The sequence below is a fragment of the Singulisphaera photorubra genome, from assembly GCF_045290345.1.
In the GTDB taxonomy this organism is placed as follows: domain Bacteria; phylum Planctomycetota; class Planctomycetia; order Isosphaerales; family Isosphaeraceae; genus Singulisphaera.
On record NZ_CP155447.1, the window covers coordinates 1 to 25,848 of the forward strand.

The following is a 25,848-nucleotide window of genomic DNA, read 5'->3' on the forward strand; positions in this document are numbered from 1 at the left end:
GCCGGTGAGAATCGCAAGAAATGCGATGAGCAAGAAGGCGGAGACGGCCAGCCCGGCTCCGGCATGCCGGAGCGTCTCACTCAGGGCGGCCATGAAGAGCCCGAGCGCACCGCCGACGAACGGGTAGGCAAAACGCGAGGCCGCCAGGTCGGCCTCGGTCGGTTCGTCGTCAGCCCTCCCCAGGGGAATCACCGTCAGGAAGGCCAGCGCATATTTCGTCGCGATCACAATGCGGGCGAGGAGGGACCGCGACGGGGGGAACTCTGGTGTCGGTGTCAGCGACTCGGAATCAGGCCGAGCCACGGAACCGCCGCACGATCGCCGCGTACTGACTGGCCAGGTCGCGAATCCGATCGAAGTCGCCACGGGCGACGGTCTTGGGCTCGACCAGCGAGCTTCCGACTCCCAGACAGCAGGCCCCGGCCTTGAGGAACGACTCAGCCGTGTCCAGGTCGACTCCGCCGGTCGGCATCATCCGGATCTGGGGGAGCGGGCCGCGGAGGGCCTTCAAGTAGGGAGGGCCACCCACATCGGCCGGAAAAATCTTGACGACATCGGCGCCGGCTTCCCAGGCGGCGACGACTTCGGTCGGGGTGAACGCGCCTGGCATCACCACCTTGTCGTATCGCCGGCAGAGCCGGATGACGTCAAGGTTCAGTGACGGCGCGACGATGTATTCCGCCCCGGCCAGAAGCGCGGCCCGGGCCGTTTCGGTGTCGAGGACCGTCCCCGCCCCCAGCACGATGGCATCGCCGATTTCCTGGCGGACCTGGCGGATCACCTCAAGTGCGTTGGGCACGGTAAAGGTGATCTCGGCGGCCGTGACGCCCCCGTCGGCCAGGGCGCGAACCACCTGAAGCAGCGACTCGCCCGACTCGGCGCGAACCACGGCGACGACCCCACCCTCGAGAATGCGTTTCAGCGTCGCTTCGCGGCTCATTGCAATTCTCCCTAACCCCTACGAAAAATGGACTGTAGCGTCGTGCAACCCGCCTCGTCAAGGAAACAAGGCTCCACCCGGCGATCAGGAAGCTTTTCTTCCAGCCGGCCCGGCCATTTGAGAATTGCCCCGGCGGACCGTTTCGCCGATATTCCATCTGTCCGGGTGACTTAGAAACCGAGTCCCGCAGCGTCCTTGACGAAACCGTCGAGCAGGGCGGAGAGATCGTTGGAATTCGGAATCTCCTTGAACCGGAGGACCGGGCCCGACAATCCTTCCATGGATTCCTCATCCACCTTCAATCGATCGGAGATCGCCAGCACGTAACGTTTCGGACCGTGTTGGGGCAAGAGCCGAAGCAGGCGATCCAGGCTCGATCGCTTCCAGAAGCCGACCACTTCGACGAAGACGTCGATGCCGGTCGCTTTATGGACGAAACGATAGTCGGGCACCCAGACCCCCTCACGCCCCAGCTCGATCAGTTCGGTCGACTCGGACACTTCCCAGGCCGAGGCGACCTGACGGATCCGATCCAGGAATGCCCCCATCTCGGCGGGAACATAGGTGCCGGAGTCGGCCTGGTGTGAGATCAGGCCGTCGGACGCCTCAAGGTGGAAGCTCCGCGGGTCTCGCTTCGGCCCCCAGCGCAGTTCGGCATCGAGCCGAAAGTCCGAGCAATGCAGCAGCGTGGGCAGAAAGTTGGCCATCTGGAGGCCATACCGATTGGTCGCGCTGAAGAGGCTGAGCGGTCCGTCAATCTGGAACGAATAGCCGCTGGTCATGCTCCCTTCGACACGGTAGAGCAAACGATGGAACTTGAGCTGCCGGAAAAGCTGCCGGTAGCGTGCGGGTTTCTCGTTGCGGACCACGGCGGTCACCAGCACGGCGCGAAGCAGGATCGCCTGCGCCAGGGCGACGTTATACCGGTCGATCAGCCGCTGTGCATCGAGGTCGTCGAACCGGAGCATCCGGTTCTCGTCCTTGAGGTCGGCAAACAGGCCGGCCGCGACCTTTTCCGGCTCGATGCCAAGCTCCCGTCCGACCACCTCCAGCACATATTCACGCTTGAACGGAGCCCGATGGCCCGCGGCCCGGAGCGAGCGACGATAATCGGCCGCCGCCGAAAAAAGCTTCTCACGCAAGGTCTCGGGGGGAACATCCGCCACCACCTCGAACTCGGCGCGATCCTCGAGCACCTTCGCCAGGCCGCGATGCGCCAGCGTCGCGAGGCCCTCGCCCACCAGCTCGTGGACCTCGGTCTCGATCTCGTAACGGGTCGTCCCGACTCCTTCGCGGAAAATCAGGAGCAGGCTCTCGGCAACCTCCAGCCACTGCGCATTATCGCGGCTGAGGTAGAGCGGCATGACCCGCCCCTTCGAGGTGACCTTCACGCGAACGAGGTTACCGGTCAGCATGATCCCTTGGACTCTCCTCGCCGCTAAGAACCCGTCGAACGTTTCCCCGTCGGGTGGGCACGGCCCACCAATCCGGATCGCCTGCCTCTGCTGCCAAGGTGTTGAAGTTGAAGCGGATGGTGCGCCATGCCCACCCGGCGAAAAACATCAATCAAGCATTGCGGAACCGATCGGAAGCGTCAGTCACCGCCATAGGCGCTATGCTGACGGCGACGATTGGAGGTAAATTCTTCGGATGTCCCCCGGCTGATGACTTCGTAGAGGAGGGCTTCCTTGTCGCCCGACTTGCGGAGGATACGCCCAAGACGCTGAACGTGCTCGCGAACCGAGCCCGACCCCGACAGGATGATCGCCACGCTCGCCTCGGGAACGTTCACCCCTTCATTGAGAACGCGCGAGGTCGCCACGATCGGATAGGTGCCCGCGTTGAACTGAAGGAGGATATCGCGGCGTTCCTTGGTCTTGGTCTGGTGGGTGATGACCGGGACCAGAAACTGCCGGGCGATCTTGTAAACCGTTGCATTGTCATGCGTAAAAATAATCACTCGGTCGCCATTATGGCGGTCGAGCAAGCGGCCGAGAAGTTCGAGCTTGGCGGGAGCGGCCAGGGCCAGGTCGCGCTGGCGGCGGTAGGCGAGGTAGGCTTGCCGCCCTTCACTCGAGCGATGCGCCACGAACAGGAACTGGCCCCAGGCGTTCGGCCGGCGCATGTCGATGCCATTGTCCTGGAGGAACCCCCGATAGACCTCGCGACAGCTCTCGTACTCGTTCCGCTCGGCGTCGGAGAGGTTCACGTACACGGTCTCGACCCGGTAGTCGGCCAGGTACTGCCCGCGCAACTGGGTGATCTCGCGGCGATAGACGATCGGACCGATCAAGTAGTCGAGCTGGGTGTGCGCGTTGTCCGCGCGTTCCGGAGTCGCGGTCAACCCAAGCCGCCAGGGAGCCATCGAGGCGATCGCCGCCATCCCATAGGTCGGACCCGGGAGGTGGTGGCACTCGTCGAACACGATCAGGCCGAACCGGTTCCCGATCCGTGCCATGTTGATGTAGGCCGAGTCATAGGTCGTCACCGTCAACGGCTTGATGTCGTTGTATCCACCGCCGAGCAGACCGACCTCGGTGGCGAAGGCCATCGTGAGCTCGTCATACCACTGATTCATCAGGTCGATCGTCGGCGTGACGACCAGGGCCGGGCGCTTAGCCATTTCAATGGCGAGGTTGGCCACGTGTGTCTTGCCCGTGCCGGTCGGGAGCACGATGACGCCGCGCCCCAGCCGGCCCCCGTCCCACCACGCCTTGACCCCCTCCGTCTGGTGCGGGAAGGCTTCCTTGGTGATCCGGATCGGCCACGGGGTCTTCTCATAGGCGCGCGCATCGTCGACGTAGGGGATCTTCTGCCCGATCAAATACTCCATGATCTCGCGGTAGTGCATCGCCTCGGCGCGGAGTTGCCGGGTGCGGTGGTCGAACTCGACGCGAGGCAAGCCGCGAGTTTCCCCCTCGGGCAGACCCTCGATCAGCAGAGTTCCCTCGTCATAGGAGAGCCGCAGATACGACTTGGTCTCGGCGATTGGCACATCGGCCTGGCTCATACGGGGTCGGCTCCCGTTGTCGGACGTTCCGGCCGCCGTCGCTTGAGCCAACCGAAGACTTCGGCGACCGGCAGACGATAGCCGGGAAGGACCGGCTCGCCCTCCAGGGCACCGTCAAGAGCCAAACTCATGGGGGGCTGACCCGGGCGGTAGACGTCGATCCACTTCTTGTCGGGATCAATCAGCCAGCCGAGCGCGCAGCCATTCGAGGTGGAATGAGTCAGTTTCTCCCGCGCCGTTCGAGGCGTTTGGTCAGGGGAAATGATTTCGACGTGAATATCGGGAGGGTGGAAGGTCTCGTTCTGGATCTCGCCCTGCTCATCCGTACCGATGTGCGCGTCCAGCTGGAAGACGACATCAGGCACGATCGAATACCCCGCATACGTACAACGCAATTCCGGGATCGCCATCCCCAGGTACGACGGCTCGGCAAACCGGTTGAGACTCTCGGTGAGCTTGAACTCGATGACACCGTGCTTCTTTTGGGGAAACCCCTTGGCCTCGATTCGGCCATTGATGAACTCAAGCGACGGTTCCTCTTCGGGAAGGGCGAGGAATTCCGCCAGCGTGATCGCTCGCGGGATGTGGGCCACGCTGTTCATCGCCTGCCTCCCCTCCTCGAAGCCGTTGGGCTCGGCCTTGAATCGAACTGGTCTACCGTGATCGTCCTCGCAGGTTAGGCTTCGGCCTATCGTCCCGAACGAGGTGGTGGCAGGCTCAAGCCTACCCTCCAAGAGAAGAGTTGGTGGGCCGTGCCCCCCCTATCAAGACGGGTGAGGGCATCACTTTCCGAAAAATCGCCAGCCCCCTCCCGATTTCAGTGTACTCCAGTTTAGCCGATCTTTGGTCGAACCTCTAGCGAATCGCCCCCCGAATGCGCAAGGCGCTGTGTTCCTGAGGGGTGAGCTCGCGCCAGGCGCCGGGGGCGAGGTCGCCCAGGAGCACCGGGCCGATCGCCACCCGGACCAGGCGGAGGGTGGGATAGCCGATGGCGGCCGTCATCCGACGGACTTGCCGGTTCCGCCCCTCGCGGAGCACCAGCCGGATCCAGGCGGTCGGCACGTTCTTGCGGAACCGGATCGGCACCGAGCGTTCGGGCAGAGCAGGGGACTCCGCCAGCAGTTCCGCCTCGGCGGGACGAGTCCACCCGTCCTTGAGTTCTAACCCACGCCGCAACGGTTCCAGGGCCAGATCGTCGGGGGTCCGCTCAACCTGAGCCAGATACGTCCTCGGGTGTTCGTATCTCGGGTCAGTCAGCCGATGCGCCAGCGGCCCATCGTCGGTGAGGAGAAGCAGGCCCTCACTGTCCCGATCCAGCCGGCCCACCGGATAAACCCCCGGATGAGGAAAATAATCCTTGAGCGTGGCCCGACCCTCCTGATCCGTGAACTGGGTCAACACGTCGAACGGCTTGTGCAGCACGTAATAGCGAAACGGCCTGACCATGTTCTCAGCTCACCCCTGAAGCCACAACTCGCACCGCAACCTCTACCTTGACCACGCGATGGCTCCGAGTTACAGTCTGAATTCGCATTCAGAATAATTATTCACAATGTCGACACCAATCTACAACGACGAGCAATTGATTTTGGCCGCCAGGCTTTACTTCCTGGACGGGCTTCCCCAAGCGCAGATTGGGAAGCTCGTGAACGTGTCACAATCGAAAGTCTCGCGAATGCTCGCGCTGGCCCGCGAGCGGGGTTTGGTGCGGATCACGGTCCCAGATTACGACCCACGAGACGGCGGGCTGGAAGACGAACTGAAACGCCGGCTCGGTGTGGAAGCCATCGTGATTCGGACCGTCGACGGGCTTCGGGTCGAGGATCTGCGTCAACTGATCGGGTATTTCGCGGCGCCGGTCATCGCGGGTTGGATTGAGCGAGCAAGTCTGGTCGCGGTGGCCGGTGGCCGGACGATGCAAGCGCTCGTGGAACAGATGAAGCCGTCCCAACCGAGGCACGAACTCACCTTGATCCAGGCGATGGGAAACATCGACTCGAGCCCCGGGCTCTATGATGCCGTGGAGTTGGGCCGGCTCATGGCGCGACACTGGGGCGGCACCTTCCTGACTTTGAGCACCCCGGCCCTCCTTCCGGATCCGGAGACTTGCCGCCGGTTCCTCGGACTCGAGCAGATTCAAGGGGTCATGAACCAGCTCGGTCAGGCGGATCTCGCGCTCGTCGGAATCGGGACGTTGGCAAACTCGGTTTTCTTGGAGCGGGACGTCCTCGGTCCGCCCGATCTCGCGACCCTGCAAGCGGCAGGCGCGGTGGGCGAGGTCCTGGGCCGCTTCTTCGATTCACATGGTAACGAATGTGCAACCCCGTTCCAACAACGGGTCGTGAGCTTGGGTCTGAACGAATTGCGGCGGATTCCCCGGAAAGTCGGTGTGGTCGCCGGCGCGGATCGCACCAAAGCGGTCCTCGCCGCGATCGAAGGGGGGCTACTCAACGCCCTCGTCATCGATGAGGGGGGGGCATCCGCCTTGCTTAAGGAAACTCGATGAGCTTATCCGCAGCAGAAGAGCCGCTCCTGGAAGGGGCCTTGCAGGCCGCCCGTGACACGCGATATCTCGCGGTGGAGGCGGGCGTGCGGCACAAGACGGCCGAGGTCTTCGCCTCGCTGTTCGGGTCGGTACCGGCCGTGATCGTGGCGGACCAAAAGACCTTCGTGGCGGCCGGCCGAGAGGTGCAGGAGAGTTTTCGGATCGCCGGTCACGCGGTTGGCAAACCCTTTATCTTCGGCCCGCACGTCTACGCCGAGACGCCGTGCGTGAAGGAGTTGCAAAAGGCCCTGGAAGGGGTTGAGGGCATTCCGGTCGCCGTGGGTTCGGGAACGATCAACGACCTGACGAAGCTGGTCGCGCACCGGCTGGGCCGACCCTACCTGGCGGTGGCGACCGCCGCCTCCATGGACGGTTATACGGCCTACGGAGCCTCGATCACTCACTACGGATCGAAGCAGACGTTCGATTGCCCCGCCCCGAAAGGGGTGCTCGCCGACCTGGACGTGATCGCCCGCGCTCCGCGAGGCATGAACGCATCGGGCTATGCCGACCTGATGGCCAAGGAAGTCGCCGGGGCCGATTGGATCGTGGCCGAAGCGGCGGGGGTCGAGCCGATCGAACCGTCGGTCTGGGCGACGGTTCAGAACCGGCTCCGCGCCTGGGTCGACTCGCCGTCGGGAATCGCACGCAATGAGCCAGATAGCCTGCGCAGGCTGGTCAACGGCCTCATGATGAGCGGGTTCGCAATGCAGGCCGCGCAAACGAGCCGGCCGGCCTCGGGGGCCGAGCACCAGTTCAGCCACCTCTGGGACATGCAGCACCATACCTTCAAGGGGGCGGCCCCTTCGCACGGATTCAAGGTCGGGATCGGGACACTCGCGTCGCTGGCTCTGTACGATGCCCTGCTTCGCAGGGACCTGGGCCGGCTCGACGTGGAACAAGCGATCGCGAACTGGCAGTCGCCCCGACAGGTCGAACGGCGAATCGTTGCCGTTTTCGGTCCTGGCGAACTGGCGGATAAGGCCAAGCAGGAGACACGAGCCAAGACGCCGACAGTCGATGAACTCCGCACCCAGCTCACGCAGCTGCGCGACGGATGGCCCGAGCTCCGATCAAAGCTCGTTCGCCATTTATCCCCGTTCCAGAAGGTGCGCGAGGCGCTCCGCGACGCCGGCTGTCCGCACGAGCCGGAACAGATCGGGATCCCTCGCGATCGTCTTCGGCTCAGCTACGAGCAGGCGTATTACATCAGGCGACGGTTCACCGTACTCGATTTCGCGCGACGCGCCGGCATCATGGACACGGCGGTCGAGCACCTCTTTAGCGCAAGGGGGCCCTGGCCCATTTCGGCCTTGGAGAAGCGTCATGACGTTTGACCTGACCCGAATCCGGCACATCGTGCTGGACCTGGACGGCACCCTCTATCGCGGCGACCGACTTTTCGAGGTGACGATCCCGTTTCTCGGGCGGCTCTCCAGGCTCGGCATCGGCCACACGTTCCTCACCAACAATACGTCGCGGAGCAAGTTGGACTACGTGACGAAGCTCCAAGGACTCGGCATCGACGCCAGCGAGTCCCAGATTGCCACCCCCGCGGATACGACCATCACCTACCTGCGCGAGCGACTGCCCTGGACGACGTCGATCGCCGTGCTCGGCACGCCCTCGCTCTGCCAGCAGTTTGAAGAGGCGGGGTTCACGGTGGGCTGGGACGCCCCCGGGGCCGTGATCGTCGGCTTTGATACGACCCTCGATTATGAGCGACTCTGCCGCGCCGCCTACTGGATCGGCGAAGGCCTTCCGTTCCTGGCCACACATCCCGACCTGATCTGTCCCACCGACCAACCGACCATCCTCGTGGATTGCGGCGCCCTCTGCGCCTGTCTGACGGCGGCCACGGGAAAAGAGCCGGTCGTGCTCGGCAAGCCCGATCCGTCCATCCTGCTCGATCTCTGCAACCGGTTCGGCCTGGCCAAGGACGAGGTGGCGATGGTCGGAGACCGGATCTATACGGACATCGCAATGGCGCGGCGAGCGGCCGTGCCGGGGGTCCTGGTCTTGAGTGGCGAGGCGACGGAAGCAGACGCTGTCGCGCTCCCGCAACCGCCTGACCTGATCGTCGCCGACGTCGGAGAACTCGGCGAGCGGCTGGAACGCGCCCGAACGGTGGGGGCTCGGCAATGAACGACAACGAGACCAATCGCAAAGAGCCGATCAACTCGCTGGCGAATGACCCCTTCGACGTGCTGATCATCGGCGGCGGCATCGTCGGCTCGGGCATCGCCCGAGACGCGGCGATGCGGGGCTTGCGCACGCTTCTGGTCGAGCAGGCCGACTTCGCGTCAGGCACGAGCAGCCGGTCGTCGCGACTGCTGCACGGCGGTTTGCGGTATCTGGCTCAAGGCCGGATCGGCCTGGTCCGCGAAGCGAGCGTCGAGAAGATGCGGCTGAGCAAGATCGCCGCCCACCTCTGCCAACCCTTACCTTTTCTCTTTCCGGTCTGGAAAGGGGCAGGGTGGCCGCGGTGGATGCTCTCCATCGGCGTGAAGGTCTACGACCTGCTCTGTGGCGGCAACAACCTCGGGAAGTCCCGCACCTACGGACCCGTTGAATTGTTGAAGCACTTGCCCGGCCTTCGCCGCGAAGGGCTGAAGGGGGGCACGTCGCACTACGACGCCCTCACCAATGACGCCAGGCTCGTGATCGATACACTCCGATCGGCCGAGGCGGCCGGCGCCACGTTGCGGAACTACACCTCGTTCGTCGCCGGAGTGGCTTCAAACGGGGCCTGGACCTGCACGGTGCGCGACCAGCGTGAGGGTGTTGCCGTCGAAGTCCAGGCCCGGACGGTCGTCAACGCCGCCGGCGCCTGGTCGGCCAAGATCCCGCACAGCACGGTGCGACTCCGGCTCACCAAGGGCGTTCACCTGGTCATCGACCAATCGCGACTCCCCGTCTCGGAAGCGGTCGTCCTCCCCGAGGGAGATCGCATCCTGTTCGTGATCCCTTGGGGAGAGCGAATCATCCTGGGCACAACCGACACCGAATACCAGGGCGATCCGGCCGCGGTTCGCACCAACGCCGAGGATATCGACTACGTCCTCGGCGTCGTGAACCGCGCCTTCCCCGAGGCCCAAATCAAGCCCGACGACGTGATCTCCACCTGGGCCGGGGTTCGCCCCCTGGTTGCCCCCAGGCATCAGAAAGAAGGTGCGCCTTCGGATGTCTCACGGAATCATGAAATCCGGATGGGTGAACCAGGCTGGTTCGACGTCGCCGGCGGCAAGCTCACCACGTACCGGCTGATGGCCGAGCAGACGATCGATCAGGTGGGACGCCACCTCGGCAAGCACTTGCCACACTCCCGGACGGCCGAGCTGCCGTTGTCGGCGGGACCGCACAGCGGCGTGCTCCCCCCTCCGGTGCAGCGGGACGTGGTCGCGGAGTCGTGCCGGAACGAGTGGGTGGTCCATCTTGACGACCTCCTGCTGCGTCGAACGTCCTGGCACTTCTACCACGCAGATCAGAAAGCGGTCGCCGAGCAGGCCGCGCACTGGATGGCCGAGCTCCTCGGCTGGGATCCGGAACAGGTCGCGCTCGAGCTCAAGCGTTATCAGACTGTGGCCGAGCATGCCCCCGGCTAACGGGGCGGCAAGGCTTCAGAGCCGAGATCAGGTTTCGTTCGTCACCTCTCCGACTAGCGATAACACGGGAGAACTCCTGGATGCAGCTCACTGAAGATGCACGCGCGGCACGCACCTCATTCATCGATCGAATCGGCATTTATCCCCCTTTGGTCTGGGGCTATGTCGGACTCTTGCTCTTCATGATCGGTGACGGCGTCGAGTCGGGGTTTCTCTCGAGCTACCTTGTGAGCCGAGGACTTTCCGAGGATAGGGTAGCCTGGATTTTCACGGTCTACGGCCTCACCGTAGCGGTCGCGGCCTGGCTCTCGGGTGCGCTCTCCGACCTCTGGGGACCTCGGCAGGTCATGGGGATCGGGCTGCTTGTCTGGGCGGTGTTCGAGGTGGCCTTTCTCGTCTTTGGGGTCGCTCCGGCGAGCTACCCTCTTCTCCTGATCACCTATGGCCTCCGTGGATTCGGATATCCCCTGTTCGCGTTCGGGTTCCTCGTCTGGATCACGGCGGCCACGCCTCGAGAGCGGTTGGGCACGGCCGTCGGCTGGTTCTGGTTTGCCTTCACGGGGGGGCTGCCGACCCTCGGTTCGCTCTTCGCCAGCGCGATGATCCCGAACATCGGGCACTACGCGACCCTCTGGTCGTCGCTGGTGCTGGTCGTGATTGGCGGCCTGATCGCTTCGTTCGGAATTCGCGAACCGACGGGGAAACACCGACTCGCTCCGCCGGGCGAGAAACCGTTGAGCACCCTCTTATCCAGCATCTCGATCGCCTGGCGCAAGCCGAAAACCGCGATCGGCTGCATCGTGCGGGTCATCAACACGGCCCCTCAGTTCGGCTTCCTCGTCTTCCTGCCGCTCTACTTCACCAAGACGATTGGTTTCAGCGAGGGGCAGTGGCTCCGCCTGCTCAGCGCCATCTTCCTGAGCAACATCGTCTGGAACTTGCTCTTCGGGATCATCGGCGATAAGTTCGGCTGGCGACGAACCGTGGCCCTGTGCGGCGGAGTCGGCTCGGCGATCACGACGCTCTTGCTCTTTTACACGCCGCATGCCCTCGGGCCGAACTACCCGTTGACCGTCCTGGCCGGAATTCTCTACGGAGCAACCCTGGCCGGATATGTGCCGCTCTCAGCCCTGATGCCCTCGCTCGCCCCGGAGAACAAGGGAGCGGCGATGTCGATCCTGAATCTGGGAGCCGGTGCGAGCGTCTGGGTCGGCCCCGCAATCGTCGGCCTCTTCCTGCCGACGTTGGGCGTGGGGGGCGTGATGTGGATCTTCGCCGGGCTCTACCTCCTCAGCGCGGTCTTGACCCTCTTTCTGACACTCCCCGACCAGACGACCAAACCCCCTCTGTCGAGCTTGGAGGAACTGTGAGCATCGTCGCCGGTATCGACTTCGGTACGCTCAGCGTCCGTGTCTCCATTTTCGACAGCGTCAAGGGAAGGCTCGGCACAGGAACCGGGCCTTATCCTCTGCACCGCCGCGGAGATGACCCCGAGCACGCCTCGCAGAGCCACGCCGACCACATGAATGCGCTCGTGGCGGCGATGAAACAGGCCATCTCCTCGGCGGAAATCGAGGGCAGTCGGATCGAGGCGCTGGCCATCGATACGACGGGTTCGACGATCGTACCGGTGGGAGAAAATCTCGAACCGCTCGACGACTACTATCTCTGGTGCGATCATCGCGCCTGGCGCGAGGCCGACCAGATCACCCGGGCGGCCCACGACGCGGGCCTCGCGGCGATCGACTGGTGCGGTGGTTCCTACTCGTGCGAGTGGGGCTTTGCCAAGCTCCTCCACTGGCTCCGAAGCCACCCTGAGCAGCGGTCGCGCTTCGTCACGGCCCTGGAGCATTGCGACCTCGCGACGGCCGTTCTCTGCGGTATTACAGACCCCCGGGAAGTTCCCCGGAGCGTCTGCGCGATGGGGCACAAGTGGATGTGGAACGAGTCGCTGGGCGGCCTCCCCAGCGACGACTTTCTGTCCGGCCTCGACCCGTTGCTCGCAGGGGTCCGCGGTAAGTTGGCGGGCCGATACGCCCGGTCCGACACCATCGCCGGGACGCTGACCCCGGCCTGGGCGAAGACCCTCGGCTTGCGGCCCGGCATTCCGATCCCGGTCGGAGCACTCGACGCCCACTGGGACGCCATCGGTGCCGGGGTGCGGCTCGGGGATGTCGTCAACGTGATCGGCACATCGACCTGCGTCATGGCGATCAGTGAACGGCCCGACCTGATCCCAGGCGTCGCCGGCGTCGTCCCCGGTTCGATCCATCCGGCTTATACCGGAATCGAAGCCGGACTCTCGGCCGGCGGGGATATCTTCGAGGCCATCGCCCGACGCGCGGGAACCAGCCTCGGCGAACTCTCCAGCGCCATCAACGACTACCGATCGGGCCAGACCGGCCTCCTCCGGCTGACCTGGGATAACGGCGACCGCAACGTCCTGGCCAATCCCCACCTCCGCGGCGCAACCTTCGGCTGGAACCTGGCCCATACCGCGGCCGACGACCTGTTCGCCGCCATGGAAGGAACGGCCTTCCACACCCGGATCATCCTCGAGCGGATGGCCGAGTACGGCATCCCCGTCCGTCGGATGATCAATACTGGGGGCGTCCCGCGCAAGAGTTCCGTGATCAATCGGATCTACGCCAACGCCCTTGATGTCCCGATCCTCGTACCCACCGGCGACACCACCAGCCTCGGCTCGGCCATCTTCGCCTTCCTCGCGGCCGGAACGTTCCAGACCGTCGACGAAGCCCAATCCGCGCTCTGCTCCCCTTACATCACGGTCGAGCCCGCCCCTCACAGCGTCGCCCACTGCAACGCCTTGTTCGCCCACTTCCGCTCCCTCTACTTCTCCCTCGGCCGAGAGACGTCCGAACCGGTCTCGCTCGGCCGCGTCCTACCCGACCTGCTCCAGATCGCGGCGGCGGCCCGGCAGAACGGAGCCTGCCCGGCCTGAGCTCTATTGGAGAAATGGAATCCAAGTGTTCTACGTTGCTTATTGCAAGTCAGGAAAGTAACGCACGCAATTTGCAGCCCGAAAGAGCTGCAACAAATCCACTTACCCGGTGGACTTGGCATGTATTCCTGATCGAACGCTCAGCAGGAATGAGCGAAAGACCAGAGCCCGAAACCCCTGTCAGCTTGGCGGACCGGTTCAAGCCGGTCCGCCAAGATTCCGTTCCCGACCAACATGCGCCTGGTCCCGGACCAAAGAGCAACAGTGGGTTCAACCGCCGTTCAGGGAGCGGTGGTGCGGGTGGAACCGAAATAGCGATCCACTTGCCCAGCGAAGCCTGGGGCCAGCATGGTCGCATAGCTGCCTTCCTTGACGAGCGGGGCTTGCTCGAGTTGGGCTTTGGTCGCATCGATTATGGCCGTGATCGCGGTCGTTTCCTTGTTGTACATCAGGCGGAGCTTCGACCAGGGAACGGGGACATAACTCTCCCCGATGCCGAGGACGCCCCCGCGGCCGACGATGGCAAAGACCGCGCGGTAGTTGCGATCGAGCAACAATTCCACCAACTCGCCGACATCCTGGTTCTGAGTGTTCTTGAGCTTGGCGTCATTGAGCTTCGAGGCGCGAAGCACCACCGAAACGGCCCCGGGGCTCCGCGGCTCCCGGTCGGGGTGTGGCCGGAAGTAGCTGTGAACCTTGGCCACCCATTCGGGCTTCATCAAGTCTTTGTAGGACGTATCCTCAAACTTCGGCGCCTTTCCGAGGATCTCCTTGGTCGTGTCCAGGTTGACCGCCCATTTCCCGTTGGCGTGCTTGACCGTGAAGTGGTCCCACGGAACCGCGTAGTAGGTTGCGCCGACGCCCGCGACTCCTCCTTGGCTCAGGATGGCATACAGGATCGTCCCCTCGGGAGCGAACACCAGATCTTCAATGTCCGCGATCTTCTCGTTCAACTTGTTCATGACGTCGGCGTCGAGCAGCGTGCTGACCTTGCGGATTTCATCCAGATCCGCACTTGTCCGTTTGGCAGACTCACTCTCTTGTTGAGCCGCCATGGCGATGCCGGAAAGCATGAGTACCAGACAGCCATACATCAGCTCACGGACCATCTTGTGGCGTACCATTCGTTTCTCTCCCTTCAGAATGAGGTCGAGATCAATCGAACCGGATCCAGCAACCCCTGTAGGCTGGACGGCCTGAGGACAATCCGCCGGCAACCACTCCCGCGCATCCGGGGTCGTTGCCTGGCAACACGACAGCGAAGACCGTCCCGGTGGCGGGCCGAACGCCCGGCCCCCCTCTTGTCACTGACATGATCGACCCATGGGCCGGAACCGGAGACTGGTTCCCGATGTCGCGTGCCGATAGTCCTGAACCAGCACTTCGCGAGCCAAAGACTCAACCTTCTGATCCGAAGATTGGCCGACTCCGTCCCGGAACGGTGCAAGGCCGCCGACTCCCTCGACCAGTCAACGGAACATGCGTCAAGTTCGTGAATTTCTGCACAAGGCTACCTCCCTGTCGAAACCTCGAATCCATGGTGATGCCGCGGAATCCCCCCGGTGACCTGGGGCCGGTCGAGCGTATAATAGATGATGGTCTCGCTTCTTCCTCACCTCGGACATCGAACGAGGAGGCCATCATGTCTACCGCCGCACATGCCGATCATCTGCTCGTTTCCGAACGGATCGAAGGCCGGCTTCAGCGGGGAGAGCTGACGCCCCGTCAGGTTGAAAACTACAAGGAGTTCCTCGACAGGGTCGATCGTGATCTCTTCCACCACAGAGTGATCACCGCCAACGCCTATACTCACTGGTTTCAACACGGTGAGGCCACCGACGCTGAGCTGCGCCACTTCATTCAACAATTCTCAGTCTTCTCGAATCAATTCCTCGTCGCGGCCCTCTTGCGGGTCATCCACGCTCCGACGCTTCAGCAAGCTCGGTCAGCTAAAGAAATCCTTATGAATGAGCTCGGCGTGATCTACCACCGGCCCGACCAGCCGGAAAGGCGAGCGAACCTCGTTGAGGAAGCGGACAAGGATCGAGAGGGGGACCCCGAACTGGTGAGCACCGAAGGCACGGTCGACGGCGGGACCTTCCGGTTCCGCGCCGCGCATTTCGAATGGTTGCTGGCCGTCGGACAAGGAATCGGGCTCTCATACAACGAGATGGGCCAGCGGAAGCACGGGCGACCGTACACGCTCCATTTCTGCAACGAGTTGCAGCACCTCTACGGCAGCGAGGATGGCCAGGTATCCTGCGGGGCCAGCTTCGCCGTCGAGAACTGGGCGGCGGCCGGCTTCTGGCAGGAGCTGGAAGACGGCTTGATGCACATCAAGCAAACACGAATCCCCGCCCTGCGGCTCGCGTTCTTCACCTGGCATAACCGTGTTGAGGCCCAACATGCCGGGCACGTCATGGAGGAGTTGGAGGAGGTGTTCTTCGCTCCCGAGTTCGACCGCGATCGATTCTTTGAGGGAGCGCACGGAGCACTCGAGGCCGTCTCGCTCTTCTGGGACGGGTTGGAGATGGACCGGACGAAGGGCATCGTCGACTGAGCGCAAGAACGGCTGCCGCTCCGAATTACAACGACCGGGCCCATGCAATCAAGACAGTCGGCCCGGCCGTTGTTTGGCAATCCACCCCATCGTTCCGTCGCCGTTATAGCCCGAGCGGAGGCCCCGATGCCGCTGTCCGATATCGTGTTGAAGCGTATCGATCACGTCCGAATGTTCGTCGGCAACGCACGCCAGTCGGCCTACTTCTACCGCAACGCATTCGGCTTTGATGTGGTGGCTTACGCAGGGTTGGAGACCGGCGTGCGCGACCAGGCGAGTTACGTGCTCCGTCAGGGGGAGATCACCTTTGTGCTCTCCTCGTCCCTCCGCTCCGACCACTTTGAGAATGCCCGGCTCGTCGCTCACGGTGACGGCGTCGAGTCGATTGCGCTGGAGGTCGATAACGTGCCCGCCGCCTACGAGACCGCGCTGGCACGAGGGGCGGAGGGGATGGCGCCGCCGACCCGGCTAGAGGACCGGCACGGGATCTACGAGTTCGCCAGGATCCGGATCTATGGCGATACGTCCCATACGTTCGTGGATCGAAGCCGTTACCACGGGATTTTCGCCCCGGGGTTTGAACCGCTCGACCCGGATCGTTACAGCCCCCGCACCTTCCACCCCGTCGGCCTGAAGGCGATCGACCACATCGTCGCCAACGTCGAGGAGGGGAAGATGACGGAGTGGGTCGATTTCTACGCGCGCGTCCTCGGGTTCAGTCTGCTGGTCTCGTTTGACGACAAGGACATCCGCACCGAGTACTCGGCCTTGATGTCGAAGGTCGTGGCCGACGGCCAGGGGCGGATCAAGTTCCCGATCAACGAGCCGGCCCGAGGGCGACGGCGATCCCAGATCGAAGAATACCTCACGTTTCACAACGGCCCAGGGGTGCAGCATATCGCCCTGGCGACCGACGACATCGTCTCCAGCGTGCGGGCGATGGCCGCCAACGACGTCTCGTTCCTCAAGGTCCCCCCAACCTATTACGAGACACTCCCCGCCCGCGTCGGCCCGATCGAGGAGGACCTGCAAGTCCTGGCCGAACTCGGAATTCTCGTCGACCGTGACGACGAGGGCTACCTGCTCCAGATCTTCACCAAGCCGGTCGAGGACCGGCCGACCTTGTTCTTCGAGATCATCCAGCGCCACGGTGCCCGGAGCTTCGGCAAAGGCAATTTCCAGGCCCTGTTCGAGGCGATCGAGCGTGACCAGGCACGTCGGGGGACGCTCTGACCATGCGACACCCGTTGCCTCCCGTCGCCAGCATCCGTGACTTCTACGCCTTCGAACAACACGTAAAAACGTGCCGGTCTCATCGCGGTCTCGACGTAGCGCCCGAGTGGTACAAGGTGCCCGTTTTCTATTTCTCCAACCCCGCCGGCGTCATCCCACACGACGCGGAAGTCTTCGCCCCGCGAGGCAGTCGGGCCCTCGACTACGAGCTGGAACTGGCCTGTGTGATTGCAAGTGAGTGCCGCGACCTCCCCGCCGATGACCGCGCCATGGAGTTCGTGGCCGGGTTCACCATCATGAACGACTGGAGCGCTCGCGACCTCCAACTTCTCGAGATGAGCGTTGGCCTGGGACCGAGCAAGGGGAAAGACTTCGCCACCTCACTCGGCCCCGACCTCGTCACATTCGACGAGCTTTCCGACCGTTATCGCGACGGTCGCCTCCACCTCGTGATGACTGCCAGCGTCAACAACCGCGTGCTCTCGCTCGGGAACGCCGACTCGATGTTCTGGACCTGGCCACAACTCCTGGCCCACGCCAGCCGCGACGCCACCCTGCGCCCGGGCGATGTCCTCGGCTCGGGCACAGTCGGCACCGGCTGCATCCTGGAACTGACTCCCGAGGCCGTCGGCGGCTGGTTGAAGCCAGGGGACGTGGTCGAGTTGACCGTGGAGCGGCTCGGGACGCTTCGCAATCGCGTTATCGAACACCCGTGTCCTTGAGACTTCGCTCACCTCGGAAGAGAGGCCTTCGAAGACAACCTCCGCGCGGCGTTTCACCCGTTCCCTCGAATCCAAAGAAGACGGTGAACCCATGCCTCCCTATCTCCGGCTCGGCTCAGTCCCGCGCAAGCGGCACATCGCACACCGACACGAACCGGGCTTCCGCGGCGAAGGGATCGCTTACGAGGAAGTGGTCACAGTCGCCGGATTCGGCCGGGCCTACAGTATCGTCTATCACCTCCGGCCCCCGACCCGGGTGCGCAAGGTCGAGCCGGCCGGAACGTTGCCGATGGAGATCGTTGAGGAGCCCGCCCTACGTCACCATCACCTCCAATCGTGGGGAATCGAACCCACTGGCGACCCGGTCACGGGACGAGTCCCGCTCCTGGAGAACGACGACGTCACCCTGGCCCGATGCCGACCGGCCAACCGGCAAGCCGAGCTCTACCGGAACGCCGGCGCGGACGAGGTCCTGTTCGTGCACCGTGGCAACGGCACCCTCCACACCATGTTTGGCTCGCTTCCCTTCCGGCCGTTCGACTATGTGGTCATTCCACGCTGCACCACCTACATGCTGGAATCCGACCCCGCGGAACCACTCGACCTGCTCGTCATCGAGTCCGCCGGCTACCTGATGATCCCACCGAGATACGTCAGCTCCGACGGCCAGATTCGCCTGGGCGCCCCCTACGGCGAGCGCGACCTGCATGGCCCGCGTCTGGCCGTCCCCATCGACCGCGAGGAAGATACGACCGTCCTGATCAAGGATGGCCGCCGGCTGACGCGCTATACCTTGGCGCATCACCCGTTCGACCTGGTCGGCTGGGACGGCATGCTCTACCCCTATACATTCAACGCCGACGATTTCGAGCCGATCACCGGCACGGTCCACCAGCCCCCCCCGGTGCAGCAGACGTTCGAGGCACCTGGGTTCGTCGTTTGCACGTTCGCGCCTCGAATGCTCGACACGCACCCCGAGGCGATCAAGGTGCCGTACGCCCACTCCAATGTGGAGGCCGACGAGGTCCTGTATTATGTTCGAGGCCGGTTCGGCAGCCGTCGAGGAGTCGAAGAGGGCTCGTTGACCCTGCACCCGCGTGGAATCCCGCACGGGCCGCACCCGGGGACGATCGTGGCGAGCCGCGACCAGACGCGTACGGATGAGCTCGCCGTGATGGTTGACACGGCCCGACCACTCTCCCTGACACGGCAGGCCGCCGGGCTGGACGACCCCAAGTACCCGTACAGTTGGCTGGAATAAACGAAGGCGGCCCTCAATGCTGATCGATGTCTCCAAAGCAGGCGTGCTCGAGTCGTACCGCATGCTCGTTGATGTGGTCACACCTCGACCGATCGCCTGGGTCACCTCGGTCGACCAGCAGGGGCGGGTCAACCTCGCGCCGTTCAGCTTCTTCAATGCCTTCGGCGCCAACCCGCCCGTCGTGATCTTTTCCCCGTTGCTCCGCCGCGACGGCTCGAAGAAAGACTCGCTCCTCAACGTCGAAGCCACCGGTGAATTCGTCCTGAACGCGGCCGTCGAGCCCTTGGCCGAGCAGATCAACCTCTCCTCGAAAGAGCTCCCCCACGGCACCAGTGAGGTTGAGCTGGCGGGCCTGTCGTTACTCCCATCGATCAAGGTGCGCGTCCCCCGAATCGCCGAGGCGCCTGTCAATCTGGAATGCGTCGTCCGCCAAATCATCCCCGTCGGCGACGGCCCGCTCTCCGCGAACCTGGTCATCGGCGAAGTCGTGATCATTCATGTCGACGACCGCATGCTCGACCCGTCCGGTCGTGTCGATCCCCGCAAGCTGCGGACAATCAGCCGGTTGGGCGGAGATGACTACGCCCGGACAACCGACCTGTTTTCCATGAAACGGCCCACCTGAGCAGCCCGAGACCAAGGCCAAGTCAGTCACTTCCCGCGGGGTAGAGCGACGGACCGCGAAGCTGTGGTCGCGGCCTCGAAGTCGCCCGTGAGTCCCCCTTGAAAGGCAATCATGCGAGTCCAAGTCAAAGTCATCTCGGCCACCCTGTTGACCCTCGCCCTGGCCGCTTGGCAGCTCGTTCCGTCCCGGGGTCAACAGCCAGATTCCGACCCAGATCGATTCAACTTCGTGATTGTCGAGAGCTTCGATGCGAAGTATCTCGGAGATTCTCCGGGACATTTCGGACGCGGGAAAATTGGCCAGGCGCAGCCAGACCTGGCCCTGGGCGACCCAGTCTTTCGCAAAGACAGCCTGATCGGCAAAGTCACCGGTATCTCCTGGGATCGAGTCAAGGAGAACCTGGAAGTTGAGTTCGACCCCGAACCCTTCGAACTCGACGAGCATGGCCGACCTGCCGCCCCAACTCGGGTCGCAGTCGGAGAAAGCCTCTGGATTCCCAGGGGTGGGAAGAAACAACAAAGCCCCGCAAACACCACGAATTCACGGCCCCAACGCGATACCGCACCGTAAGTCCAGGCCTCGTGATGCGAGATTCGACCAGGCCGAGGGGGATACGGCCGGGCCGGCCGGGCTACTGATTCGACCAGACCGGAAATCCCGTGAGATTCTCGCCCAGTCGCGGATCGTTGAAAAAAAAGAGGGGCCGGATCGCACTCGAACGTTGTCGAGGGATCCGGCCCCTTGGCAATACTTTTGCCTGCCTTAGCTCACTCAGCCGTGGCCGTAACCGCGGTCGAACGCATCGAGTTCGCGAAGATGGGCGGAATAGGTCGTGCGGAACGTATCAGCATCTACCGACCACTTGGGTGCATCCTCGGTGTGGCGGTGGCAATGTTCCTGCACCAGGCGATGGAGAAACTTGAAGAGTTGCCGAGGTGTCCGCAGGTTTCCCAGCGAATCTTTGAGCGTGTCGTCGCTAATCGCCTCGTCGATCAACTGGCGAAGCCTCGGGCCTTCGCCGTTGGTCTCGGCACCGGTGGCCGAGCCGATTGAACAGGCGCGAAGGCGATCACCGGCAAGGTCGTAGAGGGAGGGACCAGTCCAGCGCAACGGCTTGACCAGGTTCAGTTTGTCGGGACGGGCCCGATCGTAGAACTCCTTGTCTTCCTTCTCGAGATAGTAGGCCAGCTCGATCGGCAAGAGGAGCTTAACTCCCAGGCCGGGATGACGGAGAAACTTGTGATCCAGGAGCGGCCAGATCAGGGCCCGCATCTTGCGCGGGTCGCCTTCGATCTGCTGCGGTTCGTCCACTCGATCGATCAGGACGATAATTCCCGAGTAACCGAGCGTTTTCAAGACCCCCTGGAACTTACGGAGTAGCTCGTAGCGTTCCTCACCGCCGGTCCCCGCGGCCGTGGGCATGGGCTGCCCGCTCAATTCGCTCGGCTTGAACCAGAGCAGTTCCCATCGCAGTGCGGCGGGGTCGCGGCTGAGCACGCGGAGGCCCTTGCGGATATCACTCGCGAACCATTCCGCGCGGGCGATTCGCCATCCCCAGTAGAGCCAGCCCAGCAAGACCGGGACCAGCAACCAGGGCAGGACCGTCATGCTCCGCATCGCGGGAAAGAGGGCGATCAGCCCGATGATCAGCAAGGTCGTCCCGAAGCCGATCTGCAAGTCGCGCCGACTCCATAAGGGGCGAAAACCGGACCGCCGCCGCAGTCGGCTCCAGCGTCTCTCGATCGGCTCCCCCGTCGACTGGTCATAAAAGGCGGCCAGCAGAAGCAGGTCCCGGCGCTGATCCAGGCTCAGGGCCGAGAGATCGACGCGGTTCGCCGTCAGGGCGTCGACGAGTTGGGTCACCCCCTGGGCGAGGATGGCGTCCATGTGGTCCTGCAGCCGCCAGCGCGTCAGGGCTTGCGTCGTGTCTTTGGCGCGGACGGCGGACTTGAAGTGATCGAGGTACGGGTTGAAATCGTCGTAAGAAATGACGAAGACGCGGCTGTCGGGATTTTGCTGGTTGTACGCTTCCATCTCGGCGGTCGCTTGAAGCCGAAGCGCTGTCTTACCGCTTCCCTTTTCCCCGAAGACGAGCGCCGTCGACGGGTCGGCCGGACTGCCGAAGAATTTGTCCCAGGCCGGATGGTGAATCGTCGCCATGCACCGCCGCTTGAAGACGGTGTCGGTTTGCGCGTCTTCTTCGCTAAACGGGTTACCGTCGATCCCATGGTGGCGGAGAAACTGCTCGGTCTTCATCGTGTAATCTATGCTCCTGAGACGACTTCGGTCCTCCCTGGGGGACCATTCCGTCTTAACCGATACCATCCCCCCACCGCAATCGCAGGCGAGTTGACGGCGGGACCATCCGGGTCCTACGATAATCGTCCAATCGGTATGCAGTCTGCAATGGCCTGGACCGCCACGAGAATGACCCATTATAGGACGATGCCACCATGCCCCGGCACAAATCCAGGTTGGCGCTGCCCGTTGGCCTGGCGGTCGCGCTCGTCGGCATGAGCTGTGATTCGCCTTCCGGCCCGCAAGGGCAGGGGGCCCCCCTCGGCCCTCTCGGGATCGCGGCCGCCAGCGATCTCCAGACGGTGCTTCCGGTCCTCGCCAAGCGGTTCACCGCCCAGACCAAGATCGAGCTCAGGCTGACTTTCGGCGCGTCGGGCCAACTAGCCGAGCAGATCAAGGCGGGAGCGCCGTTCGACGTCTACCTCGCCGCGAACCAAGCTTTCGTGCAGGGGCTGGCGGCCGGTGGGCACATCCAGGCCGATTCCATCCACCCTTACGCGCGCGGAACGCTCGTGCTGGCGGTCCACCGCGAGTCGGGAACGTCGATCACGAGTCTCGCGGACCTGGAGCGGCCCGAGATCAAGAAAATCGCGCTGGCCAACCCGGCGACCGCCCCGTACGGGGCAGCCGGAAAGCAAGCGCTGGAGCGGTCGGGCCTCTGGTCGAAACTCGAACCCAAGATCGTCCAGGCCGAGTCGGTTCGCCAGGCGTTCCAGTACGTCCACTCGGGAAACGCCGAGGCCGGCCTGGTCGGCCGGGCACTCGCGACGGTCCCCGAAATCCGTGTCGTCGAGGTCGAGCCCAGCCTCTACGACCCGATCGTCCAGGCCTTGGGCATCGTGGCTCGCACGCAGCGAGCCAAGGATGCCGGTAAATTCGCGGAGTTTATCCTGGGTGACGAGGGCCAAGCGATCCTCAGAGACGCGGGGTTCGCCAGCGCCCTCGCCGAACCCGAAGCCGCTTCGAAGGCGAGCGGATCCACCGAAGTCAAGGCTCTCAGTCCTCTCGTAGGGTTGGCACGGCCCACCATCGGAAGTCCCTTGATGGCAGAGGAATTCGGAGTGGTGGCCCGTGCCCACCCGACGAGACCGTGAGCCTTCACGAGTTGGCCCCACTCTGGCTCTCACTCCGGGTTGCGACGCTGGCCACGGTCGCGATCGTCGTGTTTGGCGTCCCCATCGCGATGGTGCTGGCACGTGCCCGATTCCCGGGTAAGGGGCTGATCGCGGGCTTCCTCGTTTTGCCGCTGGTGATGCCTCCCACGGTCCTCGGCTATTACTTGCTCCAACTCCTCGGCCGTCGCGCCTGGTTCGGGGCCTGGCTCGAGCGGACCTGGGGCGTCACGATCGTCTTTCACTGGTCGGGGGCCGTGATCGCCTCGGCGATCGCCGCGTTCCCGCTCTTCTTACTCCCTGCCCGCGGTGCATTTGAGGGGGTCGATCGAGCGCTCGAGGATGCGGCCCGGTTGCTCGGCCGGCGCGAGCTTTCCGTGTTCACCTCGGTCACGCTGCCACTGGCCTGGCGCGGGCTGGCGGCCGGGGCCGTCCTTGCGTTCGCGCGAGCCCTGGGCGACTTCGGCGCCACCCTGATGGTCGCCGGCGACATTCCGGGCCTCACCCAGACCGCCTCCTTGGCGATCTACGACGCCGTGCAGATTCCCGACGCGGCCCACGCCGCCCGCGCCGCCCGCCTGACCTTTTGCGTGTCGGCGATCTCGATCGGATCGCTCCTGCTCGTGCAGCGGACCCTGCCCGCGACGGAGCGCAAGCGTTGAGCGAGACCGACGCCCTCGAACTCCGGCTCACGCGGCGGATCCATGCCGACCTGACACTCGACGTCGAGCTCGGCATCGACCGCGAGTGCGGCGTCATCTTTGGCACTTCCGGGGCGGGCAAGACCACCTTGCTTCGCCTGATCGCCGGCCTGGAGCGTCCCGATCGGGGGCGGATCCAACTTGGCGACACCGTGCTGTACGACCATGAAGCGGGGGTCGACCTCCGGTTGCGCGAGCGCCGGATCGGGATGATTTTCCAGGACGATCTCCTGTTCCCCCACCTCGATGTCGCAGCCAACATCCAGTTCGGGCTGAAGGGCGAGCCGCGGCTCCGAGCGAAAGCGCGCATGGAAGAGGTCGCGGCCTTCTGCGGTGTGCGTCATCTCCTCGAGCGCCGACCGGCGACGCTCTCCGGCGGCGAGCGGCAACGGGTCGGCCTTGCGCGTGCCCTGGCCCCACGTCCCCGGCTCTTGCTCTGCGACGAACCGGTCTCGGCCCTCGACTTGACAAGTCGTCACACCTTGATTGAACGACTTCGGACGATCCAGCAGGCCGAACCGATCCCGATCCTCTACGTCACCCACAGTCCCGCCGAGGCGATCGCCCTGGGGTCACGTCTCTTCCTGCTTGCAAAAGGACAGATCATCGATCGAGGGCCACCGCTCGACGTGCTGGCCGCCTCGGGCCGAGCCGGCTTGGGCCGACTCGAAGGGGTCCGCAACATTTTCCGGACGCGGGTCGAATCCCATGCCGAGGGGGGGGGAGAAACTCGGCTCCAACTCATCGACGGCCCGATCCTGGTCGTCCCCTTTTACGATCGGCCCCCCGGAACCTGCCTGGCGGTCGAGATTCGTGGTGACGAGATTTTGCTAGCCAAGGGGCCAATCGAGGGGCTGAGTGCCCGCAACGTCATCGGTGGAACGGTCGACCGAATCGTCGCTCACGGCTCCGAGGCTGAGGTCATCGTCCACACCGGAGCGATCGCTTGGATCGTGAGCGTGGTCGCGTCGGCGGTCTCCGCGCTGGCCCTCGCCCCTGGTTCCGACGTCCATTTGATCGTCAAAGCCCGAAGCTGCCTTATCCTGGACGATGAGCTGAGCTCGGGGTCGACCGATTGAAATCTCCATCTCTATCTCATTCATGAATTTCCATGGAATTGCTGAACATCACCATCCACCTGGCCTTCGCCTTCGATGTCGGCTACGAGATCGACCTCGAAGCCGCCCGTGCTCTCTTGCCGGGCGAGGCCGGTCTCCTGACCCGGCGCAGGCGGACCCCGGAGTCGATTCGCTACCGACCCGCCCCGTTGCGCGTGGCGATCGACCCGATCGACCTGGTCTTACCGGGCGGTCGGGTGACCATTCAGCCGCCCCGCGCGGAATTGTCCGTCTTCGACTTCGGCGCCCTCTCCCTGACCGTGCAGTTCCCCGCCCGGATGTCGCCTGACGAGATCCTCAGCCTGGCGGGCGACCTGGCCGACCCCACCCCCTTGAACGAGGCGGCCCGGCGAGTTGTCACCCCGTTGATCGACCGGCTCCGACCGGCCATCACCGATCTCGAGGTGAGCGAGCTCAGCGAGGAATACATCGTCTTCCAGGTCGAAAACGTCAACGCAGACTGGATCGCCAGCCATACCGACTGGGTGGCCGGTCTCGTCCGGCTCGAACCTGATCACCTGAGCAAGTCGGAAGTTGTCGAGGCCAACCGGTTGAACATCTCGTACACACCGACCGACCTCGTCACGCTCGACTGGGCGGCCGGATTCGTCGCCGACCGCGACTGCGCTGATACGCTGCAAGTCATCGAATTCGCCAATGTGCAACTCCTTGAGTTCCGCCACATCGACGACCGCCTCGACGATCGCCTCGAGGCCGCCTACAAGCTGATCGGAACCGGTCGCCAACGGCGGTGGGCTCCCCCCTCCTGGCGAATGCATGGCTCAGCGATGCGTAACGTCCGCGAGCTTGAAATCGAAGCCACCAGCCTGTTCGAACGGGCGGACAATGCCCTCAAACTCATCGGCGACCAGTACCTCTCGCGCGTCTTCGACCTCGCCTCCACCCGCTTCCACCTGCGCGAGTGGCAACAATCGATCCGCCGCAAGCTCGACACCGTGGGCGATGTCTATGACTTACTCGTGCAGCAATCCGGTGTCATCCGCATGGAAACCCTGGAAATCATCGTGATTCTGCTGATTGCCATGGAGATCGTCCTGGCCATTTTTAGACATTGAGAGTGTGACCGCAACCCCAATCAGCACTAATCAATATGTTATACCGAATGTCATTTCCGGCAGGAAATTCGGAACTTGCC

The 25,848-nt window shown here is 63.8% G+C and carries 22 protein-coding genes and 1 pseudogene; 16 read left to right on the forward strand and 7 right to left on the reverse strand.

Translation table 11 applies throughout. The features are described from left to right. Positions 1-289: 289 nt before the first annotated feature. The 5 genes from V5E97_RS00005 to V5E97_RS00025 form a co-directional block, all read right to left on the reverse strand. Positions 290-940 (reverse strand): bifunctional 4-hydroxy-2-oxoglutarate aldolase/2-dehydro-3-deoxy-phosphogluconate aldolase, encoded by a 651-nt coding sequence (locus tag V5E97_RS00005; RefSeq protein ID WP_406697193.1) that lies wholly within the window; start codon positions 938-940, stop codon positions 290-292. Positions 941-1,110: 170 nt separating this feature from the next. After that, positions 1,111-2,355 (reverse strand): DUF790 family protein, encoded by a 1,245-nt coding sequence (locus V5E97_RS00010; RefSeq protein WP_406697194.1) that lies wholly within the window; start codon positions 2,353-2,355, stop codon positions 1,111-1,113. 179 nt (positions 2,356-2,534) lie between these two features. After that, entirely contained in the window at positions 2,535-3,950 is a 1,416-nt protein-coding gene (locus V5E97_RS00015) for a DEAD/DEAH box helicase family protein (RefSeq protein WP_406697195.1), read from the reverse strand. Further along, entirely contained in the window at positions 3,947-4,552 is a 606-nt protein-coding gene (locus V5E97_RS00020; RefSeq protein WP_406697196.1) for a Uma2 family endonuclease, read from the reverse strand. The genes V5E97_RS00015 and V5E97_RS00020 overlap by 4 nt, the downstream gene beginning before the upstream one ends. 253 nt (positions 4,553-4,805) lie before the next feature. Continuing rightward, positions 4,806-5,396: a pseudouridine synthase gene (locus V5E97_RS00025; RefSeq protein WP_406697197.1), complete on the reverse strand. Its 591-nt coding sequence runs from the start codon at positions 5,394-5,396 to the stop codon at positions 4,806-4,808. Positions 5,397-5,502: 106 nt separating this feature from the next. Here V5E97_RS00025 and V5E97_RS00030 point away from each other — a divergent pair, with 106 nt between their 5' ends. The 6 genes from V5E97_RS00030 (at position 5,503) to V5E97_RS00055 (ending at position 13,062) form a co-directional block, all read left to right on the forward strand. Continuing rightward, complete coding sequence (locus V5E97_RS00030) at positions 5,503-6,456, forward strand: sugar-binding transcriptional regulator (RefSeq protein ID WP_406697198.1); 954 nt, start codon at positions 5,503-5,505, stop codon at positions 6,454-6,456. Then, the gene (locus V5E97_RS00035) at positions 6,453-7,832 is read left to right on the forward strand and encodes a sn-glycerol-1-phosphate dehydrogenase (RefSeq protein WP_406697199.1); all 1,380 of its coding nucleotides are present in this window, start codon (positions 6,453-6,455) and stop codon (positions 7,830-7,832) included. The genes V5E97_RS00030 and V5E97_RS00035 overlap by 4 nt, the downstream gene beginning before the upstream one ends. Beyond that, positions 7,822-8,640 (forward strand): HAD-IIA family hydrolase, encoded by an 819-nt coding sequence (locus tag V5E97_RS00040; protein WP_406697200.1) that lies wholly within the window; start codon positions 7,822-7,824, stop codon positions 8,638-8,640. The genes V5E97_RS00035 and V5E97_RS00040 overlap by 11 nt, the downstream gene beginning before the upstream one ends. After that, the gene (locus tag V5E97_RS00045; protein ID WP_406697201.1) at positions 8,637-10,100 is read left to right on the forward strand and encodes a glycerol-3-phosphate dehydrogenase/oxidase; all 1,464 of its coding nucleotides are present in this window, start codon (positions 8,637-8,639) and stop codon (positions 10,098-10,100) included. Before V5E97_RS00040 ends, V5E97_RS00045 begins: the two co-directional genes overlap by 4 nt. Before the next feature lie 80 nt (positions 10,101-10,180). Beyond that, positions 10,181-11,470, forward strand: a complete 1,290-nt coding sequence (locus V5E97_RS00050; protein ID WP_406697202.1) for an MFS transporter — start codon at positions 10,181-10,183, stop codon at positions 11,468-11,470. Beyond that, positions 11,467-13,062, forward strand: coding sequence for a ribulokinase (locus tag V5E97_RS00055; protein ID WP_406697204.1), 1,596 nt, complete (start codon positions 11,467-11,469; stop codon positions 13,060-13,062). Before V5E97_RS00050 ends, V5E97_RS00055 begins: the two co-directional genes overlap by 4 nt. A gap of 281 nt (positions 13,063-13,343) precedes the next feature. On the opposite strand, the gene V5E97_RS00060 is transcribed toward V5E97_RS00055, so the two are convergent. Continuing rightward, entirely contained in the window at positions 13,344-14,186 is an 843-nt protein-coding gene (locus V5E97_RS00060; protein ID WP_406697205.1) for a PRC-barrel domain-containing protein, read from the reverse strand. Positions 14,187-14,704: 518 nt separating this feature from the next. Between V5E97_RS00060 and V5E97_RS00065 the strand changes: the two genes are divergently transcribed. From V5E97_RS00065 to V5E97_RS00090, 6 genes and pseudogenes are all read left to right on the forward strand, one after another. Then, positions 14,705-15,622 (forward strand): hypothetical protein, encoded by a 918-nt coding sequence (locus V5E97_RS00065; RefSeq protein ID WP_406697206.1) that lies wholly within the window; start codon positions 14,705-14,707, stop codon positions 15,620-15,622. A 126-nt stretch (positions 15,623-15,748) separates the two neighbouring features. Further along, positions 15,749-16,855 carry a 4-hydroxyphenylpyruvate dioxygenase gene (gene hppD, locus V5E97_RS00070; RefSeq protein ID WP_406697207.1) on the forward strand — a complete coding sequence of 369 codons (1,107 nt, stop codon included), beginning with the start codon at positions 15,749-15,751 and terminating at the stop codon, positions 16,853-16,855. Positions 16,856-16,869: 14 nt separating this feature from the next. Further along, positions 16,870-17,577 (forward strand): annotated as a pseudogene (locus V5E97_RS00075) (fumarylacetoacetate hydrolase family protein); the annotation flags it as partial. Positions 17,578-17,668: 91 nt separating this feature from the next. Beyond that, complete coding sequence (locus V5E97_RS00080) at positions 17,669-18,838, forward strand: homogentisate 1,2-dioxygenase (protein WP_406697208.1); 1,170 nt, start codon at positions 17,669-17,671, stop codon at positions 18,836-18,838. A 16-nt stretch (positions 18,839-18,854) separates the two neighbouring features. After that, positions 18,855-19,463 (forward strand): flavin reductase family protein, encoded by a 609-nt coding sequence (locus tag V5E97_RS00085; RefSeq protein WP_406697209.1) that lies wholly within the window; start codon positions 18,855-18,857, stop codon positions 19,461-19,463. Positions 19,464-19,574: 111 nt separating this feature from the next. Beyond that, complete coding sequence (locus V5E97_RS00090) at positions 19,575-20,033, forward strand: hypothetical protein (protein WP_406697210.1); 459 nt, start codon at positions 19,575-19,577, stop codon at positions 20,031-20,033. A gap of 201 nt (positions 20,034-20,234) precedes the next feature. Here V5E97_RS00090 and V5E97_RS00095 read toward each other — a convergent pair whose 3' ends face one another. Continuing rightward, positions 20,235-21,719 carry a hypothetical protein gene (locus tag V5E97_RS00095; protein WP_406697211.1) on the reverse strand — a complete coding sequence of 495 codons (1,485 nt, stop codon included), beginning with the start codon at positions 21,717-21,719 and terminating at the stop codon, positions 20,235-20,237. A gap of 197 nt (positions 21,720-21,916) precedes the next feature. Between V5E97_RS00095 and modA the strand changes: the two genes are divergently transcribed. From modA to V5E97_RS00115, 4 genes are read left to right on the forward strand one after another with little or no spacing between them, the layout of a single operon-like run. Next, entirely contained in the window at positions 21,917-22,855 is a 939-nt protein-coding gene (gene modA / locus V5E97_RS00100; protein ID WP_406697212.1) for a molybdate ABC transporter substrate-binding protein, read from the forward strand. Further along, complete coding sequence (gene modB / locus V5E97_RS00105) at positions 22,852-23,535, forward strand: molybdate ABC transporter permease subunit (RefSeq protein WP_406697213.1); 684 nt, start codon at positions 22,852-22,854, stop codon at positions 23,533-23,535. The genes modA and modB overlap by 4 nt, the downstream gene beginning before the upstream one ends. Next, positions 23,532-24,653: a molybdenum ABC transporter ATP-binding protein gene (locus V5E97_RS00110; protein WP_406697214.1), complete on the forward strand. Its 1,122-nt coding sequence runs from the start codon at positions 23,532-23,534 to the stop codon at positions 24,651-24,653. Before modB ends, V5E97_RS00110 begins: the two co-directional genes overlap by 4 nt. A 32-nt stretch (positions 24,654-24,685) precedes the next feature. Beyond that, positions 24,686-25,768: an RMD1 family protein gene (locus V5E97_RS00115; RefSeq protein WP_406697215.1), complete on the forward strand. Its 1,083-nt coding sequence runs from the start codon at positions 24,686-24,688 to the stop codon at positions 25,766-25,768. Positions 25,769-25,848: the final 80 nt, after the last annotated feature.